Raw genomic sequence first — 20,693 nt, forward strand, 5'->3', positions numbered from 1 at the left:
ATTCTTACAAAGCATAGCCGCAGTTGGCGGCTTTACAGGCCAGCCTGGCGTTCACCTTCATCCGTCACTTCCCGCGATTCGGCCACCTCGCGCGGGCGGCGCACCTTGAGTTCGCTGACCACCACCGCGATCACGATCAGCAGGCCGCCGAGCAGTGCCACGCCCGGCAGGCGCTCACCGGCGATGCGCCCGACGATCCCGGCCCATACTGGTTCGCCGGCATAGATGAGGGTGGCGCGGGTGGGCGAGACCGACTTCTGCGCCCAGTTCATGGCTACCTGGATCACCGCGCTCATGGCGCCCAGGCCCACGGCACTGGTCAGCAGCAGCCAGGAAAAATCGGGTATGCGCTCCTGGGTCGGCACGATCATCAGGAACGCCAGCAGCGAGGCGGTCGCCAGCTGCACCACGGTGACCCGGCGCACATCGACCTGCCCGGCGTAGCGGCTGATCAGGATGATTTCGCCGGCAATGGCCACGGCGCTGACCAGGGTTACCAGCTCGCCTTCGCTGAAGTGCAGGCTGCCACCCTCCGGACCGGCCAGCAGCATCAGGCCGATGAACGCCAGGCCGATACCGATGCTGGGCATCAGGCCGGGGCGCCGGCCCAGCACCAGCCATTGCAGCAGCGGCACGAACGGCACGTACAGCGCGGTGATGAACGCCGACTGGCTGCTGCTGATGGTTTGCAGGCCCATGGTCTGCAGGCCGTAGCCGAGCATGATCGACACCCCGATCAGCATGCCGGCCTTCAGTTCGGTGAAGGTCAGCCCTGGCAGCGCCCGCGCCGAGACCACCCCGACGAACAGCGCGGCTGCGGCGAAGCGCAGGCCGACGAAGAACATCGGGCCGCTGACGCTCATCACGTTGTGCACCAGCAGGAAGGTGCCGCCCCACAGCATGGTGATGAACACCAGCACCAATTCGGCCTTGCTCAGGCGAAAGGCAATGGCAGGGGTCGGTTTGCTGCTGGGCTGGCTCATGGTCTTGCGCACTCGGAGGGGGCGGCGCACAATCGCCGCAAAGTGGGCAGTATACTGCGCAATACCGACCAGTGAGCAATATAGTGCACAAAGATTCCTCGCACCGGGCATCGGTGCTGCAACATGTCAGCCTCAATGTACGCAGCCTGCGCAACGCCGCGGGTATGAGCCAGACGGCGTTGGCGGAGCGTTCCGGGGTCAGCCGGCGCATGCTGGTGGCGATCGAGGCGGGCGAGAAGAATGTCAGCCTGACTACTCTCGACCTGATTGCCGAGGCCTTGGGCGTGGCTTTCAGTACTCTGATCCAGGCACCTGACCAGCGCGACCCCGGGCGCATCGAAGAGTTGGCCTGGGCCGGGGAGCACCCGCAGAGTCGGGCGGTGCTGCTGGGCAGCAGCGTGGCGCGGCGCGAGGTGGAACTGTGGGAATGGACCCTGGCACCGGGCGAGTGCTATTCCAGCGAGGCTGATGCCGAAGGCTGGAGCGAGCAGATTTATGTGGCGCAAGGGCAACTGACGCTGATTATCGAAGGGGTCGAGCATCGCCTGCAGGTCGGGCAGTTCCATGTGTTTCCCAGTAACTGCCGGTATGCCTATCGCAACGATGGGGCGGTGGCGGTGCGGTTTGTGCGCAATGTGGTGATTTGATCGAGAGGTGTTGCTGCCTCCAGGGCCTCATCGCCGGCAAGCCAGCTCCCACAGGTTCGCCACTGGCTATGAGCCTGAAGGTGGACCTGTGGGAGCTGGCTTGCCGGCGATGAGGCCCGTATGGGCAACCAAGGTTCGCGGTCAGTCTCCTATCAACTCATCGGTCCTGACCACCTTGGCATAGGCAAACGCCAACGCCGCCATCACCGAATCATGCACCTGCGCCGCCGGCACCCGCTTGCCATCGAACTCCAGTGGCAGCGTGGCACAGGCGTCGTGCGCCACGGTCACGTCGTAACCCAGGTCGGCCGCGGCCCGGGTGGCGGCGTCGATGCACATGTGGCTCATGCTGCCGACGATGGTCAGGGCCTCGATGCCATGCCGGTCCAGCGTGTGCTCAAGGTCGGTACCGAGGAAGGCGTTGACCTTGTGCTTGAGCACCACCGGCTCACCGGCTTGAGGCTCGACCTTGGCATGGATCGCCGCACCCTGCGAGCCTGGCGCGAAGAACGGCGCATCGGCGCTTTCGAACTCATGCCGCACATGCACCACCAAGTCGCCCCGTTGACGCGCTGCCGCCAACAGGCGGGCAGCATTGTCGGCCGCCTGGTCGGCACCATCGAGGGTCCATTTGCCGCCCGGGAAGTAGTCGTTCTGGATGTCGATGATGATCAGCGCCTGCTTGCTCATGCTGCCTCCTGTGGCAGTAGTCGTTGGATGACGTTAGTTATAGGCTGTGTGCACTGACCTGAGGATTGGCGCGAACGACACTATGCAGGCAAAAACTGACAACCCCGCCAGCCTGGACATCGGCCTGCTGCTGTACCCCGGCGCGCAGCGTGCTGCCGTGCATGGGCTGGCCGACCTTTTCCTGGTAGCCAACCGGGTGGTTGCCGAACTGGGTGCTGTCGAGTTGCCGTCGGCGCGTATCAGCTTTTGGCAGGCAGACGAGGCAGGGCGGTTGCAGCTTGCCCCTGAGAGCCCGCCTGCCGCCGCGGCCGATCTGCGGGTGCTGATCATTCCGCCAAGCCTGGAGTCGGCACCACAGGGTGAGCTGCTTGAGCGCCATCGCGCGTCGTTGTGCCAGTTGCACGGGCACGGCACGGTGCTGGCATCGGTGTGCATCGGGGTGTTCTTCATCGCCGCCAGTGGTCTGCTCGACGGGCGCCCGGCCTGTACCCACTGGAACTACGTGCATTCGCTTGCCCAGCGTTTTCCCAAGGTGCGGGTCGAGGCCCAGCAGCCGTTGCTGGACGATGGCGACATCGTCACCTCGGCCGGGCTGATGGCCTGGACCGACCTGGGCTTGCGCTTGCTGGAGCGCTTCATGGGCGCGACGGTGGCGCGGGAAACTGCCCGCTACCTGGCGGTCGACCCGGTCGCGGCGCCACTGCCCGGTGCAGTGTTCAACCCACGCCTGGACCATGGTGATGAAGCAGTGCTGAAAGTGCAGCACTGGTTGCAGGGCAACGGTGGGCAGGATGCCGACCTGGCCAGCATGGCCGCATGCGCGGGGCTGGAGGAACGCACTTTCCTGCGGCGTTTTCGTGCTGCCACGGGGCTACGGCCGACCGAGTACTGCCAGCAGGTGAGGGTGGGGCGTGCGTGCCGCTTGCTGGAGTTCACCCGGCGCAATGTCGAGCAGATCGCCTGGGGCGTCGGTTACCAGGACCCGGGTGCGTTTCGCAAGGTGTTTCAGCGCATCACCGGCCTGACCCCGAGTGATTATCGGCGGCGCTTCGCGGTATCGGGTTAGGGCGCGGGGGCGTTCCCGGTGCGGAAACCGCTTGACCTTGACATAACTTGAGGTTTTACCCTGCTCTGCATCGCGCTGTAGGCGTCCGTCACCAGGAGACCGTTCATGACGGCAACATCCCATGCCCTGTGGTTTACCCAGATGATCGAATTTGAAGTGCCTGGCAAGTTCCAGCAGGCGTTGGCCCAAGCGCTGGTGGCGCGCAGCGAAGAGCTGGCCGCGCGTTGCGAAGGACTGCAGGGCGTCAGTATTCAGGCCAGCGACGATGGCAGCCGGGTGCTGCAGTACCTGCAGTGGCAATCCCGCCAGGCGTGGGCAGCGGCGGCCGTATATTTCGTCGGGGAACCTTTCCTCGACCTGCTTGGCCAGTACCAGGCGCGTGGCGTCAACTTTGCTGCCTACCAGACGCTGCGCAGCCTGGTGCGCGGTGCCGATGGCGGCCTGCATTGCCAGGTGGGTGAGCCTCAGGCATACCAGGGCGCGTAGTGCGGGTAGCGATCCAGGCGGGCGCCAATGACCATTTCGCTGACCCATGCCGCCAGGATCGAACTGTAGGCTTTCTGGCTCTCTTCGCTGGACAGCGCGTGGTCGGCACCGTCGACGATGCGGTGGGTGAGCGAATGGGCGCTGACGAATGCCGAGCGGTAGCTCATCAAGGTGCTGTGCGGTACGTAGTCGTCCTGCTCGGACTCGACCAGCAGTACATCGCCACCGAACTCGGCACAGGCTGCCAGTGCGCGGTTGTCTGCCGGGCCGAGCAGGCGTTGGCGATAGGCGTTCAGCCGTTGCCGGTCGAGGGTTTGCTTGGGGAGGTTCCATTCGTCGTCCCAGTACATCGCGGGTACCCTGAGGGCCAGCCATTTGACCGGCCGCTCACGGGTCAGCAAGGTGGCCAGGTAGCCGCCATAGCTGCTACCGATGATGGCGATGGCACTGGTGTCGACGGCTGGGTGGCTTGCCAGCCGGTCGTATGCCACCAGCAGGTCGGTCAGGTTCTGTTCGCGGGTTACCGTCAGCCGTTGGCTTTCGGTTTTTTCGTGGCCGCGCAGGTCGAAGGTCATGCATACGCAGCCCAGCCCGGTGATATGCCGGGCGCGGGCCAGGTCGCGTTGCTGGCTGCCACCCCAGCCGTGGACGAAGAGAATGCCCGGCATCTTGCTGCCGGGGCTGACCAAGGTGCCGACGATGCTGTCATCCTCGACCTGGAGTTCAACGGTTTCACTTTGAATGGTCATGTTCGCGAATCCGCGCAAATTTGCTGAGTTGTCCGAGTTCACTGTCGTTTCCTTGGTAAAAGAGGGTGGCGTCAGTGGGTAGTTCGGGGGCGCCGAACACTTCATGGGTGGAGGCACGTACCCGTTGCAATGCCGGGTCGTCGGCGAACGCCTGCAAGGCCAGCAGTTCGGCACTGCTGGCACCGCCCAGGCGCCAGGATTGCTCGAGTACGCCGCTGCGCAGGTGGCCCTGTGGGTTCACGCCGCGGGCAATGTCGTAGTTGCGCCGCGAGGCGATGAAGCCGGGGAAGTGCTGCTCGGCGGCCTGTTCGTAGGCCATCGCCTGGTTGATGGCCAGGCGCAGCGGCTCATCCAGCGGCAGTTGCAGCAGTGCCTGGTAGTCACCGCGTACCACTACCAGGTCGGAGCCGCCATACACTTCCGTGCCCTGATGGTCGCGGGTAAGTTGCTGGGTGCCGTGATAGCTGCAGGTCAGGCCGGCGACACGTACCTGGCCAACGCTGAAGGTTTGCACTTCGCTCAGGTCTTCCTCGAGCACCAACCCCCATAGCGCAAGGTCCTGGTCATCCATGCCGGCCAGCAGCGGTTCCAGCTCATCCGCCGTGGTTATGACCTGTTGCCCACGGCCTGCGCAGGCCAGTACCGGCTTGATTCGCAACGGGCCGTCCGTCAGTAACAGCTGTGCGGCGGTCCGTGCATCGGCCTTGCTGAATACGGTGTAGCCGCGCAGCAGGGCGTCGCAGGCTTGCCGTGCGAAGGCATCGGTCCAGCCCGGCGGGAAACTGGCCCCGGCCGGCAGCGGGTGGGAAATCGCCTTGGTCGCCATGTAGGGGTGTGCGACCAGGCCACCGAAAAGGTCCTGTTCGCTGCAGATGCCGAGGGCGGCATGGCGTTCGGGATCGACCAGGGTTTCGGTGGGCAGGTAGTAGTAGCCGTCGGTGGCGCTTGGTGGCTGGCTGGGTTGCACGTGCGGGCAGCCCAGAAGGCGGGCCAGGCCATCGGCAAGCTTCAGGTGCACGGCATGCTCGTGGTCGGGGGTGTGCGCGCGGGTGTCGAGCAGCACCACGCCGCTTTTAGGGGCGCAGGCGTTGGGCATGGTCATTTGCCTGTGTGCAATGAATGTACTGAGTGTGAAGCCGGTGCTTTGTGGAAGTTCAGCGGAACTGGATCGGTGGTTCTGGCCCGTCTGTAGGAAATGTCCGGTATGCGCAGGGCGTCACGGGCAATGCATGCCGTGTGTCGGTCGCCAAGATTGCAGGGCTTCGGCGGCTGTTCCATTATCGGCACACTGGATAAACCGTGATGTAGCCGCAGGAGAGCGCATGAACGTTCAGACCACCCTTGGGCAAAGCGTGCCGCAGCGTTTGGCGCTGGTTCGCCAGGCCATGGCCGCAGAGGGCATCGATGCCTTGCTGGTACCTTCGGCCGACCCCCATCTTTCCGAATATCTGCCTGGTTACTGGCAAGGGCGCCAGTGGCTTTCGGGTTTCCATGGCTCGGTCGGCACGCTGGTCGTCACAGCTGGCTTTGCCGGGTTGTGGGTCGATAGCCGCTACTGGGAACAGGCGGAACACGAGCTGGCAGGCAGTGGCATCGAGCTGATGAAGCTGCTGCCGGGCAAGCCTGGTGCGCTGGAATGGCTGGGCGATCACGTCGAGCCCAACGGCAGCGTGGCGGTAGATGGTGCGGTCATGGCGCTGGCTTCGGCGCGCCAACTGAGCGATCGGCTGAAGGCGCGCGGGGCGCGATTGGTGACTGACAAGGACCTGCTGGGCCAGGTCTGGGAAGGGCGCCCGGCGCTGCCAGGCAACCCGGTCTACCAGCATTTGCCGCCGCACGCCACGGTGAACCGTGCGGAAAAACTGGCGCAGTTGCGCCAGAGCGTGCAGGCCAAGGGGGCCGATTGGCATTTCATCGCCACCCTGGATGACATCGCCTGGCTGTTCAACCTGCGCGGTAGCGATGTTTCCTACAATCCGGTGTTCGTGGCCTTTGCCCTGATCAGCCAGCAGCAGGCCATCCTGTTCGTCGGCCAGGACAAGCTCGACGAACATCTACGCAAGGTGCTTGCGGCCGACGGTATCGAAGTGCGTGACTACGCCGAAGCAGGCAAGGCCCTTGCCGCCATGCCGGCCGGCAGCCGATTGCTGGTCGACCCGGCCCGGGTGACCTGCGGCCTGCTGGATAACCTGCCGGCCGAGGTGGAGCTGGTCGAGGGCCTCAACCCCAGCACCTTGAGCAAGTCGTGCAAGGGTGATGAGGACCTGGTGCACATCCGGCAGGTGATGGAGCAGGATGGCGCGGCCCTGTGCGAATTCTTCGCCTGGCTCGAGGCCAACCTTGGTCGTGAGCTGGTTACCGAGCTGACGATCGACGAGCAGTTGAGTGCCGCCCGTGCCCGCCGCCCAGGCTTCGTGTCGTTGAGCTTCTCGACCATTGCCGCCTTCAACGGCAATGGCGCGATGCCGCATTACCGCGCCACGGAACAGTCGCACGCGGTCATCGAGGGCGATGGTCTGCTGCTGATCGATTCGGGCGGGCAGTACCTGGGGGGCACCACCGACATCACGCGCATGGTGCCGGTGGGCAACCCGAGCCTTGCACAGAAGCAGGATTGCACACGCGTGCTCAAAGGCATGATCGCCCTGTCGCGTGCCACCTTCCCGCGGGGCGTGCTATCGCCGTTGCTCGACGCCATTGCCCGGGCACCGATCTGGGCTGACCAGGTGGATTACGGCCACGGCACCGGGCATGGTGTGGGCTACTTCATGAACGTGCACGAGGGGCCGCAGGTAATTGCCTACCAGGCGGCACCCACGCCGCAGACCGCGATGCAGGTGGGCATGATCAGCTCGATCGAGCCGGGTACGTACCGCCCAGGGCAGTGGGGAGTGCGCATCGAGAACCTGGTGGTCAATCGCGAGGTCGGCAAGAGCGCCTTCGGCGACTTCCTGAACTTCGAGACCCTGACGCTATGCCCGATCGATACCCGCTGCCTGGTGCCCGAGTTGTTGTCCAGGGAAGAACTGGACTGGTTGAATGGCTATCACGCCAGAGTACGCGAGCGTCTGGCGCCGTTGCTCAAGGATGACGCGCTGGCCTGGCTGGAGGCGCGCACCGCGCCCTTGTAAGGTGGCAAATGAAAAGGGCAGCTTGCGAGCTGCCCTTTTTTCTACTTGCAGATGACGATCATGCTGCGGCTGGTGTAACCCGCCGGGTTGATGCCGAACAAGTAGTCACCGGGTTCTTCATCGCTATCGCCCGAGCGTGCAATGACCCGGTATCCGCGCGTGCTGCAGGAGCTTGCGGCCTTGCTGTAGCAGTTGTCCCACGAGGAAGACAGGCCGGAGCAATTGATATGCAGGCCTTTCTTGCCCTTTTTGACCTCGGTCTTGGCCGTGGCGGCACATCCAGCAATAGCCAAGATGGCCAGGATGAGCAAAATACGTTTCATTCCTGTCCTTAAATGCAGGGCGGATCAGCTGCCTGGCCCTGTCGTTATAGCTTTGGTTCTTCCTGAAATTTCCCCAGCGTCCGTGTTCGGTCCAGTAGATAGCGTAAAGATGATGATTCTGTGACAGCTTAATCAGCGAGACGGGTCGCTACAATCACTAATCCTGTCTCAAATGAAAATATTTCTCATGTCAGTCAGTGGCAACGACCGGGCTGGGTTCCTTGCGCATGGACAGGGTGGTGCCGACAGACGCGGTGATGATCGCCAGAATAGCCAGCCACTGGGTAATCGTCAGTACCTCGCCCAGGAACAGCAGGCCGGACAATGCGCCGAATGCTGGCTCGATACTCATGAGGGTGCCGAAGGTGCGTGCCGGGATACGCGTGAGGGCAACCATTTCCAGGCTGTAGGGCAGGGCGGTGGACAACACCGCGACGCCTAGCGCCATGGGGATCAGGGCAGGTGTGAGCAATGCGCTGCCGGCGTGGGCGATACCGATGGGGGCAACGAACAGCGCGGCCACCACTACGCCCAGTGCGGCACTCTGGATACCATGCTCGGCCCCGGCACGTTGCCCGAACAGGATGTACAGCGCCCAGCATACGCCCGCGCCCAGGGCATAGGCAGCGCCGACCGGGTCGAGGGCCTGCCCGCCATGGCCGGCAGGCAGCAACAGCAGCAGGCCGACGATGGCCAGGGCAATCCACAGGAAGTCGATCGGCCGGCGCGAGGAGAAGATTGCCACGGCCAGCGGGCCGGTGAATTCCAGTGCCACGGCAATGCCGATCGGTACCGTTTGCAGGGCCAGATAGAAGAGGAAGTTCATGCCGCCCAGCGCCATGCCGTAGATGATGACGTTGCGCAGGGTATTGCGGGTCATGCGCACACGCCAAGGGCGCAGGATAAGCAGCATGATGATGCTGGCGAAGATCAGGCGCAGGGTGGTGGTGCCTTGCGCGCCGATGATGGGGAACATGCTTTTGGCCAGGGAGGCGCCGGACTGTATCGATGCCATGGCGATGAGCAGCAGGCCGATCGGGAAGAGGGTAGCGGCCAGGCTGCGGGGCTGGGTGTTCATTTCTGCGCGACGATCCTTGAGCGGGATTGGGGTGAGCAATATAGTGCGCAAATACGGTGGGTGGGGGCAAGGTGCCCGGCGTTGTTATTTCGGTGCTCGATCTCACCGGCGCTGCAAGGCTCGCGGCGAGCACCATGCGGCCCTGACGCGGTCTTTTTCAAAAAAACCTAAATTATTGAAATTAAAGGTTGACCTCCTGAAACACCGCCCTATAATGCGCACCACTCCAACGCGGTAGCGAAGCAAAGCCAGCCACCATGTTGAGTCAAGTGTTTTAAGCTAAACGAGTTTCTCGCAAAAAACTTCAAAATAAACGTTTGACAGCAAATGAGGAAAGCGTAGAATGCGCGCCTCGGTTGAGACGAAAGGCTCTTAACCAAACGCTCTTTAACAAATCGAATCAAGCAATTCGTGTGGGTGCTTGTGAGTACGGACTGATAGTCACAAAGATTATCAGCATCACAAGTGGCCATGCGAGAAATCACATAGTCATTTGAGATTGCTGAGCCAAGTTTAGGGTTTCTTAAAAACCCAAGCAGTATTGAACTGAAGAGTTTGATCATGGCTCAGATTGAACGCTGGCGGCAGGCCTAACACATGCAAGTCGAGCGGATGACGGGAGCTTGCTCCTTGATTCAGCGGCGGACGGGTGAGTAATGCCTAGGAATCTGCCTGGTAGTGGGGGACAACGTTTCGAAAGGAACGCTAATACCGCATACGTCCTACGGGAGAAAGCAGGGGACCTTCGGGCCTTGCGCTATCAGATGAGCCTAGGTCGGATTAGCTAGTTGGTGAGGTAATGGCTCACCAAGGCGACGATCCGTAACTGGTCTGAGAGGATGATCAGTCACACTGGAACTGAGACACGGTCCAGACTCCTACGGGAGGCAGCAGTGGGGAATATTGGACAATGGGCGAAAGCCTGATCCAGCCATGCCGCGTGTGTGAAGAAGGTCTTCGGATTGTAAAGCACTTTAAGTTGGGAGGAAGGGCAGTAAGTTAATACCTTGCTGTTTTGACGTTACCGACAGAATAAGCACCGGCTAACTCTGTGCCAGCAGCCGCGGTAATACAGAGGGTGCAAGCGTTAATCGGAATTACTGGGCGTAAAGCGCGCGTAGGTGGTTCGTTAAGTTGGATGTGAAAGCCCCGGGCTCAACCTGGGAACTGCATCCAAAACTGGCGAGCTAGAGTACGGTAGAGGGTGGTGGAATTTCCTGTGTAGCGGTGAAATGCGTAGATATAGGAAGGAACACCAGTGGCGAAGGCGACCACCTGGACTGATACTGACACTGAGGTGCGAAAGCGTGGGGAGCAAACAGGATTAGATACCCTGGTAGTCCACGCCGTAAACGATGTCAACTAGCCGTTGGAATCCTTGAGATTTTAGTGGCGCAGCTAACGCATTAAGTTGACCGCCTGGGGAGTACGGCCGCAAGGTTAAAACTCAAATGAATTGACGGGGGCCCGCACAAGCGGTGGAGCATGTGGTTTAATTCGAAGCAACGCGAAGAACCTTACCAGGCCTTGACATGCAGAGAACTTTCCAGAGATGGATTGGTGCCTTCGGGAACTCTGACACAGGTGCTGCATGGCTGTCGTCAGCTCGTGTCGTGAGATGTTGGGTTAAGTCCCGTAACGAGCGCAACCCTTGTCCTTAGTTACCAGCACGTTATGGTGGGCACTCTAAGGAGACTGCCGGTGACAAACCGGAGGAAGGTGGGGATGACGTCAAGTCATCATGGCCCTTACGGCCTGGGCTACACACGTGCTACAATGGTCGGTACAGAGGGTTGCCAAGCCGCGAGGTGGAGCTAATCTCACAAAACCGATCGTAGTCCGGATCGCAGTCTGCAACTCGACTGCGTGAAGTCGGAATCGCTAGTAATCGCGAATCAGAATGTCGCGGTGAATACGTTCCCGGGCCTTGTACACACCGCCCGTCACACCATGGGAGTGGGTTGCACCAGAAGTAGCTAGTCTAACCTTCGGGAGGACGGTTACCACGGTGTGATTCATGACTGGGGTGAAGTCGTAACAAGGTAGCCGTAGGGGAACCTGCGGCTGGATCACCTCCTTAATCGACGACATCAGCCTGCTGATGAGCTCCCACACGAATTGCTTGATTCATTGTAAAAGACGATGCTGTAACGCGACCCTGTTATAGGTCTGTAGCTCAGTTGGTTAGAGCGCACCCCTGATAAGGGTGAGGTCGGCAGTTCAAATCTGCCCAGACCTACCATTACATGGTTCAGCCGTAGAATACGGGGCCATAGCTCAGCTGGGAGAGCGCCTGCCTTGCACGCAGGAGGTCAGCGGTTCGATCCCGCTTGGCTCCACCACTTTCGCCGTACGCAGTAGCTTGTCAGAACTTAGAAATGAACATTCAGTTCGAATGTTGATTTCTGACTTTTGTCAGATCGTTCTTTAAAAATTCGGATATGTGATAGATATAGACTGATGACCAGTTTCACTGCTGGTTAATCAGGCTAAGGTAAAATTTGTGAGTTCTGCTCGAAAGAGCAACATGCGAATTTTCGGCGAATGTCGTCTTCACAGTATAACCAGATTGCTTGGGGTTATATGGTCAAGTGAAGAAGCGCATACGGTGGATGCCTTGGCAGTCAGAGGCGATGAAAGACGTGGTAGCCTGCGATAAGCTTTGGGGAGTCGGCAAACAGACTGTGATCCAGAGATCTCTGAATGGGGGAACCCACTCAGCACAAGCTGAGTATCTTGTACTGAATACATAGGTGCAAGAGGCGAACCAGGGGAACTGAAACATCTAAGTACCCTGAGGAAAAGAAATCAACCGAGATTCCCTTAGTAGTGGCGAGCGAACGGGGACCAGCCCTTAAGTTGATTTGAGATTAGTGGAACGCTCTGGAAAGTGCGGCCATAGTGGGTGATAGCCCCGTACACGAAAATCTCTTGTCAATGAAATCGAGTAGGACGGAGCACGAGAAACTTTGTCTGAATATGGGGGGACCATCCTCCAAGGCTAAATACTACTGACTGACCGATAGTGAACCAGTACCGTGAGGGAAAGGCGAAAAGAACCCCGGAGAGGGGAGTGAAATAGAACCTGAAACCGTATGCGTACAAGCAGTGGGAGCCTACTTTGTTAGGTGACTGCGTACCTTTTGTATAATGGGTCAGCGACTTATATTCAGTGGCGAGCTTAACCGAATAGGGGAGGCGTAGCGAAAGCGAGTCTTAATAGGGCGTTTAGTCGCTGGGTATAGACCCGAAACCGGGCGATCTATCCATGGGCAGGTTGAAGGTTAGGTAACACTGACTGGAGGACCGAACCGACTACCGTTGAAAAGTTAGCGGATGACCTGTGGATCGGAGTGAAAGGCTAATCAAGCTCGGAGATAGCTGGTTCTCCTCGAAAGCTATTTAGGTAGCGCCTCATGTATCACTCCAGGGGGTAGAGCACTGTTTCGGCTAGGGGGTCATCCCGACTTACCAAACCGATGCAAACTCCGAATACCTGGAAGTGCCGAGCATGGGAGACACACGGCGGGTGCTAACGTCCGTCGTGAAAAGGGAAACAACCCAGACCGTCAGCTAAGGTCCCAAAGTCATGGTTAAGTGGGAAACGATGTGGGAAGGCTTAGACAGCTAGGAGGTTGGCTTAGAAGCAGCCACCCTTTAAAGAAAGCGTAATAGCTCACTAGTCGAGTCGGCCTGCGCGGAAGATGTAACGGGGCTCAAACCATGCACCGAAGCTACGGGTGTCATCTTTGATGACGCGGTAGAGGAGCGTTCTGTAAGCCTGTGAAGGTGAGTTGAGAAGCTTGCTGGAGGTATCAGAAGTGCGAATGCTGACATGAGTAACGACAATGCGAGTGAAAAACTCGCACGCCGAAAGACCAAGGTTTCCTGCGCAACGTTAATCGACGCAGGGTTAGTCGGTCCCTAAGGCGAGGCTGAAAAGCGTAGTCGATGGAAAACAGGTTAATATTCCTGTACTTCCAGTTATTGCGATGGAGGGACGGAGAAGGTTAGGCCAGCCTGGCGTTGGTTGTCCAGGTTTAAGGTGGTAGGCTGAAATCTTAGGCAAATCCGGGATTTCAAGGCCGAGAGCTGATGACGAGTTGCCTCTAGGCGACGAAGTGGTTGATACCATGCTTCCAAGAAAAGCTCCTAAGCTTCAGATAACTGGGAACCGTACCCCAAACCGACACAGGTGGTTAGGTAGAGAATACCAAGGCGCTTGAGAGAACTCGGGTGAAGGAACTAGGCAAAATGGCACCGTAACTTCGGGAGAAGGTGCGCCGGCGAGGGTGAAGGACTTGCTCCGTAAGCCCATGCCGGTCGAAGATACCAGGCCGCTGCGACTGTTTATTAAAAACACAGCACTCTGCAAACACGAAAGTGGACGTATAGGGTGTGACGCCTGCCCGGTGCCGGAAGGTTAATTGATGGGGTTAGCGCAAGCGAAGCTCTTGATCGAAGCCCCGGTAAACGGCGGCCGTAACTATAACGGTCCTAAGGTAGCGAAATTCCTTGTCGGGTAAGTTCCGACCTGCACGAATGGCGTAACGATGGCGGCGCTGTCTCCACCCGAGACTCAGTGAAATTGAAATCGCTGTGAAGATGCAGTGTATCCGCGGCTAGACGGAAAGACCCCGTGAACCTTTACTATAGCTTTGCACTGGACTTTGAATTTGCTTGTGTAGGATAGGTGGGAGGCTTTGAAGTGGGGACGCCAGTTCTCATGGAGCCATCCTTGAAATACCACCCTGGCAACTTTGAGGTTCTAACTCAGGTCCGTTATCCGGATCGAGGACAGTGTATGGTGGGTAGTTTGACTGGGGCGGTCTCCTCCCAAAGAGTAACGGAGGAGTACGAAGGTGCGCTCAGACCGGTCGGAAATCGGTCGTAGAGTATAAAGGCAAAAGCGCGCTTGACTGCGAGACAAACACGTCGAGCAGGTACGAAAGTAGGTCTTAGTGATCCGGTGGTTCTGTATGGAAGGGCCATCGCTCAACGGATAAAAGGTACTCCGGGGATAACAGGCTGATACCGCCCAAGAGTTCATATCGACGGCGGTGTTTGGCACCTCGATGTCGGCTCATCACATCCTGGGGCTGAAGCCGGTCCCAAGGGTATGGCTGTTCGCCATTTAAAGTGGTACGCGAGCTGGGTTTAGAACGTCGTGAGACAGTTCGGTCCCTATCTGCCGTGGACGTTTGAGATTTGAGAGGGGCTGCTCCTAGTACGAGAGGACCGGAGTGGACGAACCTCTGGTGTTCCGGTTGTCACGCCAGTGGCATTGCCGGGTAGCTATGTTCGGAAGAGATAACCGCTGAAAGCATCTAAGCGGGAAACTTGCCTCAAGATGAGATCTCACTGGGATCTTGAATCCCCTGAAGGGCCGTCGAAGACTACGACGTTGATAGGTTGGGTGTGTAAGCGCTGTGAGGCGTTGAGCTAACCAATACTAATTGCCCGTGAGGCTTGACCATATAACACCCAAGCAATTTGCTAACGCAGATTGCGGTGGTGAAGACGAAGCAACCGAAAGTTCGCAACATCACAAATATCGCATATCCGAATTCGCTGGGCTGTCCATCTGGACATTCTGGCAACAGAATTTCTTGACGACCATAGAGCATTGGAACCACCTGATCCCATCCCGAACTCAGCAGTGAAACGATGCATCGCCGATGGTAGTGTGGGGTTTCCCCATGTGAGAGTAGGTCATCGTCAAGATTCATTTCGCAAAACCCCTATCTGCGCATGCAGGTAGGGGTTTTGTCTTTCTGGCCAATAAGTCCCAGACCTGTGCAACGCTCCCACAGAGGCCCGCGTAGCTCCGAAAGCAATCATGAAATGTGCGTCATTTATGCCTGACGAATCACAGGTCAATGCTACGCTCGCGGAAATACTCAGCACGGATACCCATCATGGAAATGAACTGGCACCAGGCCTTGCAAGAGAGCCTGAGCTGGCTGGCAATCGCCTCGTTCATCACCCTTGTCTGCTTCACAGCAGCCGCCACACTGGCCGTACGTTGTACGCGCTGGGGCAGCCAGTTCTGGCAGCTTGCCGGGCCCTATTTCAGTTTCAGGCGCAGTTGGCGGCCGTTACTGGTATTCGCCCTGCTGCTGGTTCTGACGCTATTCTCGGTGCGTCTGAACGTGCTGTTCTCATTCTGGTACAACGGCTTCTACAGCGCCTTGCAGGGCCTTGACCAAGCCGCTTTCTGGTACCTGCTCGGTGTCTTTGCAGTATTGGCCACCATCCATGTGCTGCGTTCGCTGTTCACCTTCTATGTAAGCCAGGCGTTCAGCATCCAGTGGCGAGTCTGGCTGACTGAGCGCCTGACCCACGACTGGATGCATGGCGATGCCTACTACCGTGGCCAGTTCCTCGCCGAGCCCGTGGACAACCCTGACCAACGTATCGAACTGGACGTCAACGCCTTTGTCAGCAACTCGGTGACCCTCGCCCTGGGCGCAGTCAGTGCGCTGGTTTCGCTGGTGGCGTTCACCGGCATCCTCTGGGGGCTGTCGGCGCCGCTGGCCGTTGCCGGTGTGGAGATTCCCCGGGCTATGGTGTTTGCCGTGTACCTTTACGTCATCGTCGCCACCTGGATCGCCTTCCGCCTCGGGCGACCGCTGATCCGCCTGAACTTCCTCAACGAAAAGCTCACCGCCAACTTCCGTTACGCGCTGATGCGTCTGCGCGAAAATGCCGAGAACATCGCTTTCTACCAGGGCGCGCAGGTCGAGCGGGGCACGTTGCTGGGTCGCTTTGGTGCCTTGATCGTGAATGCCTGGGCGCTGGTGTTCCGGAACCTGAAATTCAGCGGTTTCAACCTGGGCGTGAGCCAGGTCGCAGTGGTGTTCCCCTTCATTCTGCAGGCACCGCGCTTCTTCAGCGGGGCGATCAAGCTGGGCGACGTCATGCAGACCTCCCAGGCCTTTGGCCAGGTGCAGGATTCGTTGTCGTTCTTCCGCGAGTCGTATGATGCGTTTGCCCAGTACCGGGCCACCCTCGACCGTCTGACCGGCTTCCTCGATGCCAACGAGCAGGCGAGCGCTTTGCCGCGCGTCATCACCGAGGACCAGGAGCATGCCTTGGCGATCAGCCGCCTGCAGGTGCTGCGCCCGGACGGGCATGCCCTTATCACCGACCTGGACCTTGACCTGCATGCCGGCCAGGCGCTGTTGATCAAGGGGCCGTCGGGCAGCGGTAAAACCACGCTGCTGCGTGCGCTGGCGGGACTCTGGCCGTACGCCGAGGGTGAGGTCAGGCGGCCGCTGGGCCACCAGGCGCTGTTCCTGTCGCAGCGGCCGTACCTGCCGCTGGGCGATCTGCGCACTGTCATCGCCTACCCGGCGGCCAGCAAGCCTGAGGATGAATCGCGGATGCAGCAGGCCTTGCGCCAGGTCAACCTGGCCCACTTGGCCGAGCGACTGGAAGTCAGCTGTGACTGGTCACACATTCTCTCGGTTGGTGAGCAGCAGCGCCTCGCATTTGCTCGGGTGCTGTTCAACCGGCCGCAAGTGGTGTTCCTTGACGAGTCCACTTCGGCCATGGACGAAGGGCTCGAGCATGCCCTGTATTCACTGTTGCGTACGGAAATGCCGGGGGCATTGCTGGTCAGTGTCGGGCACCGCAGTACACTGGCAGGTTTCCATACCCACCGGCTGGAGGTGGATGGACATGGCGGCTGGTCGCTGCTGGAGCAGCAGCCAGCACTGGCCTAGTTCGGATTGCCGGTGATCGGGCCCGACCTGAGCAATACGACCCCGATCAGTGTGCCGCCGGCACACGCTGCGCCAAGCAGGAATGTCGCCTTGAAGCCGACTCCGTCCCACAACAGTCCGGCCACCACGCTCGCCACGAGCAGCGCCACGCCGGTCAGCAGGTTGAACAGGCCGAAGGCTGTACCGCGCAACTCGGAGGGGGCGCTGTCGGCGATCATGGCGGCAAAGATGCCTTGGCTGAAGCCCAGGTGCAGGCCCCAGGCAGCCACCCCCATGGCCAGCCCGGTCCAGCCCGGCAGCAGGGCCAGCAGCAGGTCTGCGGCGACCAGCAGCCCCAGCCCGATCATCAGCACGCCGCGGCGGCCTACGCGGTCCGACAGCATTCCCGCTGGGTAGGCCGACAGCGAGTACACCATGGCCATGAGCACCAGCACTGCCGGCGCCCACAGCGGCGCCAGGCCCATGTCCTGCGCGCGCAGCAGTAGAAACGCCTCGCTGAAGCGGGCGAGGGTGAACAGTGTGGCCAGGCCGATCAGCCGCCAGTAGGACGGGCCCAGGCGTGCCAATTCGAGCAGGGCCAGCGGTGAGCGCACCGGCCGGGTGGTGGCCGGCGTTTCAGGTTCGCGCACGAAGGCGATGAGGATGTACACCGCCACGAACGCCGGAAGCACCGCCACCCAGAATACCGTCTGGAAATGGCTCGCCGTCAGCCACATCAGCACGATCGCCAGCAACGGCCCAAGGAAGGCGCCCACGGTATCCAGCGCCTGGCGCAGGCCGAAGGCTGCACCACGCAGTTCGGCGGGCGTGACATCGGCCACCAGTGCATCGCGCGGCGCCCCACGAATGCCTTTGCCGACCCGGTCGACGAAGCGTGCTGCGGTCAACCACTCCAGCCCGGAGGCCATGGGGAACACCGGCTTGGTCAACGCTCCCAGGCCATAGCCCAGCACCGTAAGCAGCTTGCGCTTGCCCAGCCGGTCGCTGAGGGCGCCGGAAAACACCTTGGTGATCGAGGCGGTCGCCTCGGCAATACCTTCGATTAAGCCCACCGCCAATACCGAGGTGCCAAGCACGGTGACCATGTACAGCGGCAGCAGGGCGTGAATCATTTCCGAGGAAATGTCCATGAACATCGATACGAAGCCCAGCGCCCAGACACTGCGAGGGATCTTCGACAGGGACCTGGTGGCGTTCATGGCGTGGCTTTCTTCGTGGCTGCGCATCAGGAGGCTCGGCAGAGGGGGCTACGTTCGAAACTGTAGGAGCCGTCACGCAAGATGCAAATCGGACAGGTATATGCAAGCAACAGCGCGAATAGTCGGGCTGCGCGGGCAACGCTGTCGTGCCAGCAAAGTTCCGTTACAAACATGTAAACTTCGTAAATAAGATTTAAACACAATTGCGAATCTTTATATTTACCATCCCTGTTGGCCACCAAACTGTGTTTGCGAGGCCGGTGGGCGAGGGCTCCCGGTCTCCGACAGGGATGTGCCGTTTCGCTCATGAATCGCAGGAGATGTACCCATGCAGTGCAAGACTTCACCCAACAGCCTGGCCCTGGCGTTTGTCGCGCTGGCGTCACCGGCCATGGTGGCCACCGTGGCCCAGGCCGAAGAACAGCGTACGGGTGAGGTGCTGGAGATGCCGGTCGCCGACAACGCGCTGGTGATCCAGGACACCCTGGTCACCGCCGAGCGCGAGGCACGCCAGGCCTTGGGTACGTCGATCATCACCGCCGAAGACATCAAGCGCCACCCGCCGGCCAATGACCTGTCCGACATCATCCGCCGCGAGCCCGGGGTCAACCTGACCGGCAACAGCGCCAGCGGCGCGCGTGGCAACAACCGGCAGATCGACCTGCGCGGCATGGGCCCGGAAAACACCCTGATCCTCATCGACGGCAAGCCATCCAGCGCACGCAATGCCGTGCGCTATGGCTGGAACGGCGACCGTGATACCCGCGGTGAAACCAACTGGGTTCCGGCAGAAGCAGTCGAGCGCATCGAGATCCTGCGTGGCCCGGCGGCCGCACGTTATGGTTCCGGCGCCATGGGCGGGGTGGTCAATATCATCACCAAACGGCCCACCGACGAACTCAAGGGCAGCGTCAGCCTGTACACCCAGCTGCCGGAAGACAGCGCCGAGGGCACCAGCCGCCGGGCCAACTTCAACCTGGGCGGCGGCCTGACCGACAACCTCGGCTTCCGCCTGTACGGCGGTCTGGCCAAGACCGATGCCGACGACCTGGACATCAACGCCGGGCATGCAACCAGTGCGCTGGTGGCGGGCCGCGAAGGCGTGCGCAACAAGGACATCAATGGCCTGCTGAGCTGGAAGCTGAACGATGAGCACCGCCTCGAGGCCAGTGCCGGCTATAGCCGCCAGGGCAATATCTTTGCCGGTGACACCATGAACAGCAACGGCGGTGGTGACGTCGAGTTCGTGTCCAGCCTGTATGGCCATGAAACCAATGTGATGCAGCGCAGTACCTACGACCTGACCCACCTGGGCGATTTCATCTGGGGTACCAGCAAGACCGTGCTGTCCTACGAGTACGTGCGCAACTGGCGTCTAAACGAGGGCCTGGCAGGCCGTACCGAAGGTGCTCCCAATGCTGAAGGCGCCGCCATGTCGCGCCTGCGCAACACGCGCCTGAGCAGCGAAGTGAACCTGCCATTCGCCATGGGCAGCACCGAGCATGTGCTGACCCTGGGCGGCGAGTACCTGTACGAAACGCTCAATGATCAGGGCTCGCTGCGCCCACAAAGCTCGGACCCCACGGGTAATGACGGGCTCGTCGGTTTCGACCGCAGCAGCTCGAAGACGACCGCCCGCAGCTATGCGCTGTTCGTCGAGGACAACATCATTGTCGGCGACACCACCATTACCCCGGGCCTGCGTTTCGACCACCACGAAACCTTCGGCGACAACTTCAGCCCCAGCCTGAACCTATCGCACAAGCTGACCGAAGCACTGTCGGTCAAAGGCGGTATCGCGCGCGCCTACAAGACCCCGAACCTGTACCAGTCCAACCCCAACTACTTGTTGTACAGCCGCGGCAATGGTTGCAGCGTGCAGCAGACCAACAACGGTGGCTGTTACCTGCAGGGCAACGCCGACCTCAAGCCCGAGATCAGCGTCAACAAGGAAATCGGCCTGATGTACGACCGGGGTACCTGGCGCACCAGTGCCACGTACTTTCGCAACGACTACAAGAACAAGATCGTCGGTGATACCGATGTGTTGTACACCATCGGCACCGGCAGCCGCGTGACCCAGTGGGACAACGCTGGCAAGGCGCGGGTGGAGGGTATCGAAGGCAACCTGTTCATCGAACTGACCCCGGCCCTGGACTGGAACACCAACCTGACCTGGATGCTCGACAACGACAACCGCGAGACCGGCGAGCCGCTGTCGGTGATTCCGGAATACACCGTCAACACCACCCTCGACTGGCGCGCCACCGAGAAGCTGTCGTTCCAGGTGGCGGGTACCTACTTCGGCAAGCAGAAGTCGCCGACCTTCAACGACCGAACCCAGCAAAGCTACGACAAGGCCGCGCAACAGGATGTGGAAGCCTACGGGCTGGTGGACGTGAGCGCCGGGTACAAGTTCAACGCCAACTACGACGTGCGGGTGGGGGTGAACAACGTGTTCGACAAGCAGATCCTGCGTGGTGGCAACGCCAGTACTTCGGGCGCCAATACCTATAACCAGCCAGGCAGGGCGGTGTTCGCTGCGCTGAATATCACCTTCTGACATCGGGGTGCTGTACGGCCCATTCACCGACAAACCGGGGAACACTGGCGC

Annotated in this window: 12 protein-coding genes, 2 tRNA genes, 3 rRNA genes and 1 pseudogene; 11 read left to right on the forward strand and 7 right to left on the reverse strand. The window is 60.3% G+C overall.

Features of this window, described 5'->3' with window-relative positions; all coding sequences use genetic code 11:
* Positions 1-32 precede the first annotated feature (32 nt).
* The gene (locus GEV38_RS10005; RefSeq protein ID WP_015269661.1) at positions 33-983 is read right to left on the reverse strand and encodes a DMT family transporter; all 951 of its coding nucleotides are present in this window, start codon (positions 981-983) and stop codon (positions 33-35) included.
* 83 nt (positions 984-1,066) lie between these two features.
* Between GEV38_RS10005 and GEV38_RS10010 the strand changes: the two genes are divergently transcribed.
* Positions 1,067-1,630, forward strand: coding sequence for a helix-turn-helix domain-containing protein (locus GEV38_RS10010; protein WP_015269662.1), 564 nt, complete (start codon positions 1,067-1,069; stop codon positions 1,628-1,630).
* Between the two features lie 141 nt (positions 1,631-1,771).
* On the opposite strand, the gene GEV38_RS10015 is transcribed toward GEV38_RS10010, so the two are convergent.
* Positions 1,772-2,320 (reverse strand): cysteine hydrolase family protein, encoded by a 549-nt coding sequence (locus tag GEV38_RS10015; RefSeq protein ID WP_054572861.1) that lies wholly within the window; start codon positions 2,318-2,320, stop codon positions 1,772-1,774.
* 82 nt (positions 2,321-2,402) lie between these two features.
* On the opposite strand from GEV38_RS10015, the gene GEV38_RS10020 reads away from it, so the two are divergent.
* Together GEV38_RS10020 and GEV38_RS10025 are read left to right on the forward strand one after the other, a co-directional pair.
* Complete coding sequence (locus tag GEV38_RS10020; RefSeq protein WP_054572860.1) at positions 2,403-3,386, forward strand: GlxA family transcriptional regulator; 984 nt, start codon at positions 2,403-2,405, stop codon at positions 3,384-3,386.
* Positions 3,387-3,491: 105 nt separating this feature from the next.
* The gene (locus GEV38_RS10025; protein ID WP_015269665.1) at positions 3,492-3,872 is read left to right on the forward strand and encodes an antibiotic biosynthesis monooxygenase; all 381 of its coding nucleotides are present in this window, start codon (positions 3,492-3,494) and stop codon (positions 3,870-3,872) included.
* On the opposite strand, the gene GEV38_RS10030 is transcribed toward GEV38_RS10025, so the two are convergent.
* Positions 3,851-4,621 carry a S9 family peptidase gene (locus tag GEV38_RS10030; protein WP_054572859.1) on the reverse strand — a complete coding sequence of 257 codons (771 nt, stop codon included), beginning with the start codon at positions 4,619-4,621 and terminating at the stop codon, positions 3,851-3,853. The two genes, GEV38_RS10025 and GEV38_RS10030, sit on opposite strands and share 22 nt — an antisense overlap.
* Positions 4,605-5,723, reverse strand: a complete 1,119-nt coding sequence (locus tag GEV38_RS10035) for a DUF3182 family protein (protein WP_054572858.1) — start codon at positions 5,721-5,723, stop codon at positions 4,605-4,607. The genes GEV38_RS10030 and GEV38_RS10035 overlap by 17 nt, the downstream gene beginning before the upstream one ends.
* Positions 5,724-5,943: 220 nt before the next feature.
* On the opposite strand from GEV38_RS10035, the gene GEV38_RS10040 reads away from it, so the two are divergent.
* Positions 5,944-7,752: an aminopeptidase P family protein gene (locus tag GEV38_RS10040; RefSeq protein WP_054572857.1), complete on the forward strand. Its 1,809-nt coding sequence runs from the start codon at positions 5,944-5,946 to the stop codon at positions 7,750-7,752.
* Between the two features lie 41 nt (positions 7,753-7,793).
* Here GEV38_RS10040 and GEV38_RS10045 read toward each other — a convergent pair whose 3' ends face one another.
* Both GEV38_RS10045 and rhtA read right to left on the reverse strand, forming a co-directional pair.
* Positions 7,794-8,075, reverse strand: a complete 282-nt coding sequence (locus GEV38_RS10045) for a hypothetical protein (protein ID WP_003259745.1) — start codon at positions 8,073-8,075, stop codon at positions 7,794-7,796.
* Between the two features lie 168 nt (positions 8,076-8,243).
* Positions 8,244-9,153: pseudogene (rhtA, locus tag GEV38_RS10050) on the reverse strand (threonine/homoserine exporter RhtA).
* A 543-nt stretch (positions 9,154-9,696) separates the two neighbouring features.
* Between rhtA and GEV38_RS10055 the strand changes: the two are divergent.
* From GEV38_RS10055 to GEV38_RS10080, 6 genes are all read left to right on the forward strand, one after another.
* Positions 9,697-11,233, forward strand: a 16S ribosomal RNA gene (locus tag GEV38_RS10055).
* A gap of 85 nt (positions 11,234-11,318) precedes the next feature.
* Positions 11,319-11,395, forward strand: a tRNA-Ile gene (locus GEV38_RS10060).
* Between the two features lie 24 nt (positions 11,396-11,419).
* Positions 11,420-11,495: transfer RNA gene (locus tag GEV38_RS10065), tRNA-Ala, on the forward strand.
* Between the two features lie 243 nt (positions 11,496-11,738).
* Positions 11,739-14,630, forward strand: a 23S ribosomal RNA gene (locus GEV38_RS10070).
* Positions 14,631-14,761: 131 nt separating this feature from the next.
* Positions 14,762-14,877, forward strand: a 5S ribosomal RNA gene (gene rrf / locus GEV38_RS10075).
* The 16S, 23S and 5S rRNA genes sit together here with 2 tRNA genes alongside, the layout of an rRNA operon.
* A gap of 194 nt (positions 14,878-15,071) precedes the next feature.
* Complete coding sequence (locus tag GEV38_RS10080) at positions 15,072-16,880, forward strand: ABC transporter ATP-binding protein/permease (protein ID WP_015269669.1); 1,809 nt, start codon at positions 15,072-15,074, stop codon at positions 16,878-16,880.
* Here the strand turns inward: GEV38_RS10080 and GEV38_RS10085 are convergent.
* Positions 16,877-18,106 carry an MFS transporter gene (locus GEV38_RS10085; RefSeq protein ID WP_054572828.1) on the reverse strand — a complete coding sequence of 410 codons (1,230 nt, stop codon included), beginning with the start codon at positions 18,104-18,106 and terminating at the stop codon, positions 16,877-16,879. The two genes, GEV38_RS10080 and GEV38_RS10085, sit on opposite strands and share 4 nt — an antisense overlap.
* A gap of 301 nt (positions 18,107-18,407) precedes the next feature.
* Between GEV38_RS10085 and GEV38_RS10090 the strand changes: the two genes are divergently transcribed.
* Complete coding sequence (locus GEV38_RS10090) at positions 18,408-20,642, forward strand: TonB-dependent siderophore receptor (protein ID WP_054572829.1); 2,235 nt, start codon at positions 18,408-18,410, stop codon at positions 20,640-20,642.
* The last annotated feature ends 51 nt before the right edge of the window (positions 20,643-20,693 follow it).

The sequence above is a fragment of the Pseudomonas sp. 13159349 genome (assembly GCF_013305685.1).
Taxonomy (GTDB): Bacteria; Pseudomonadota; Gammaproteobacteria; order Pseudomonadales; family Pseudomonadaceae; genus Aquipseudomonas; species Aquipseudomonas asiatica.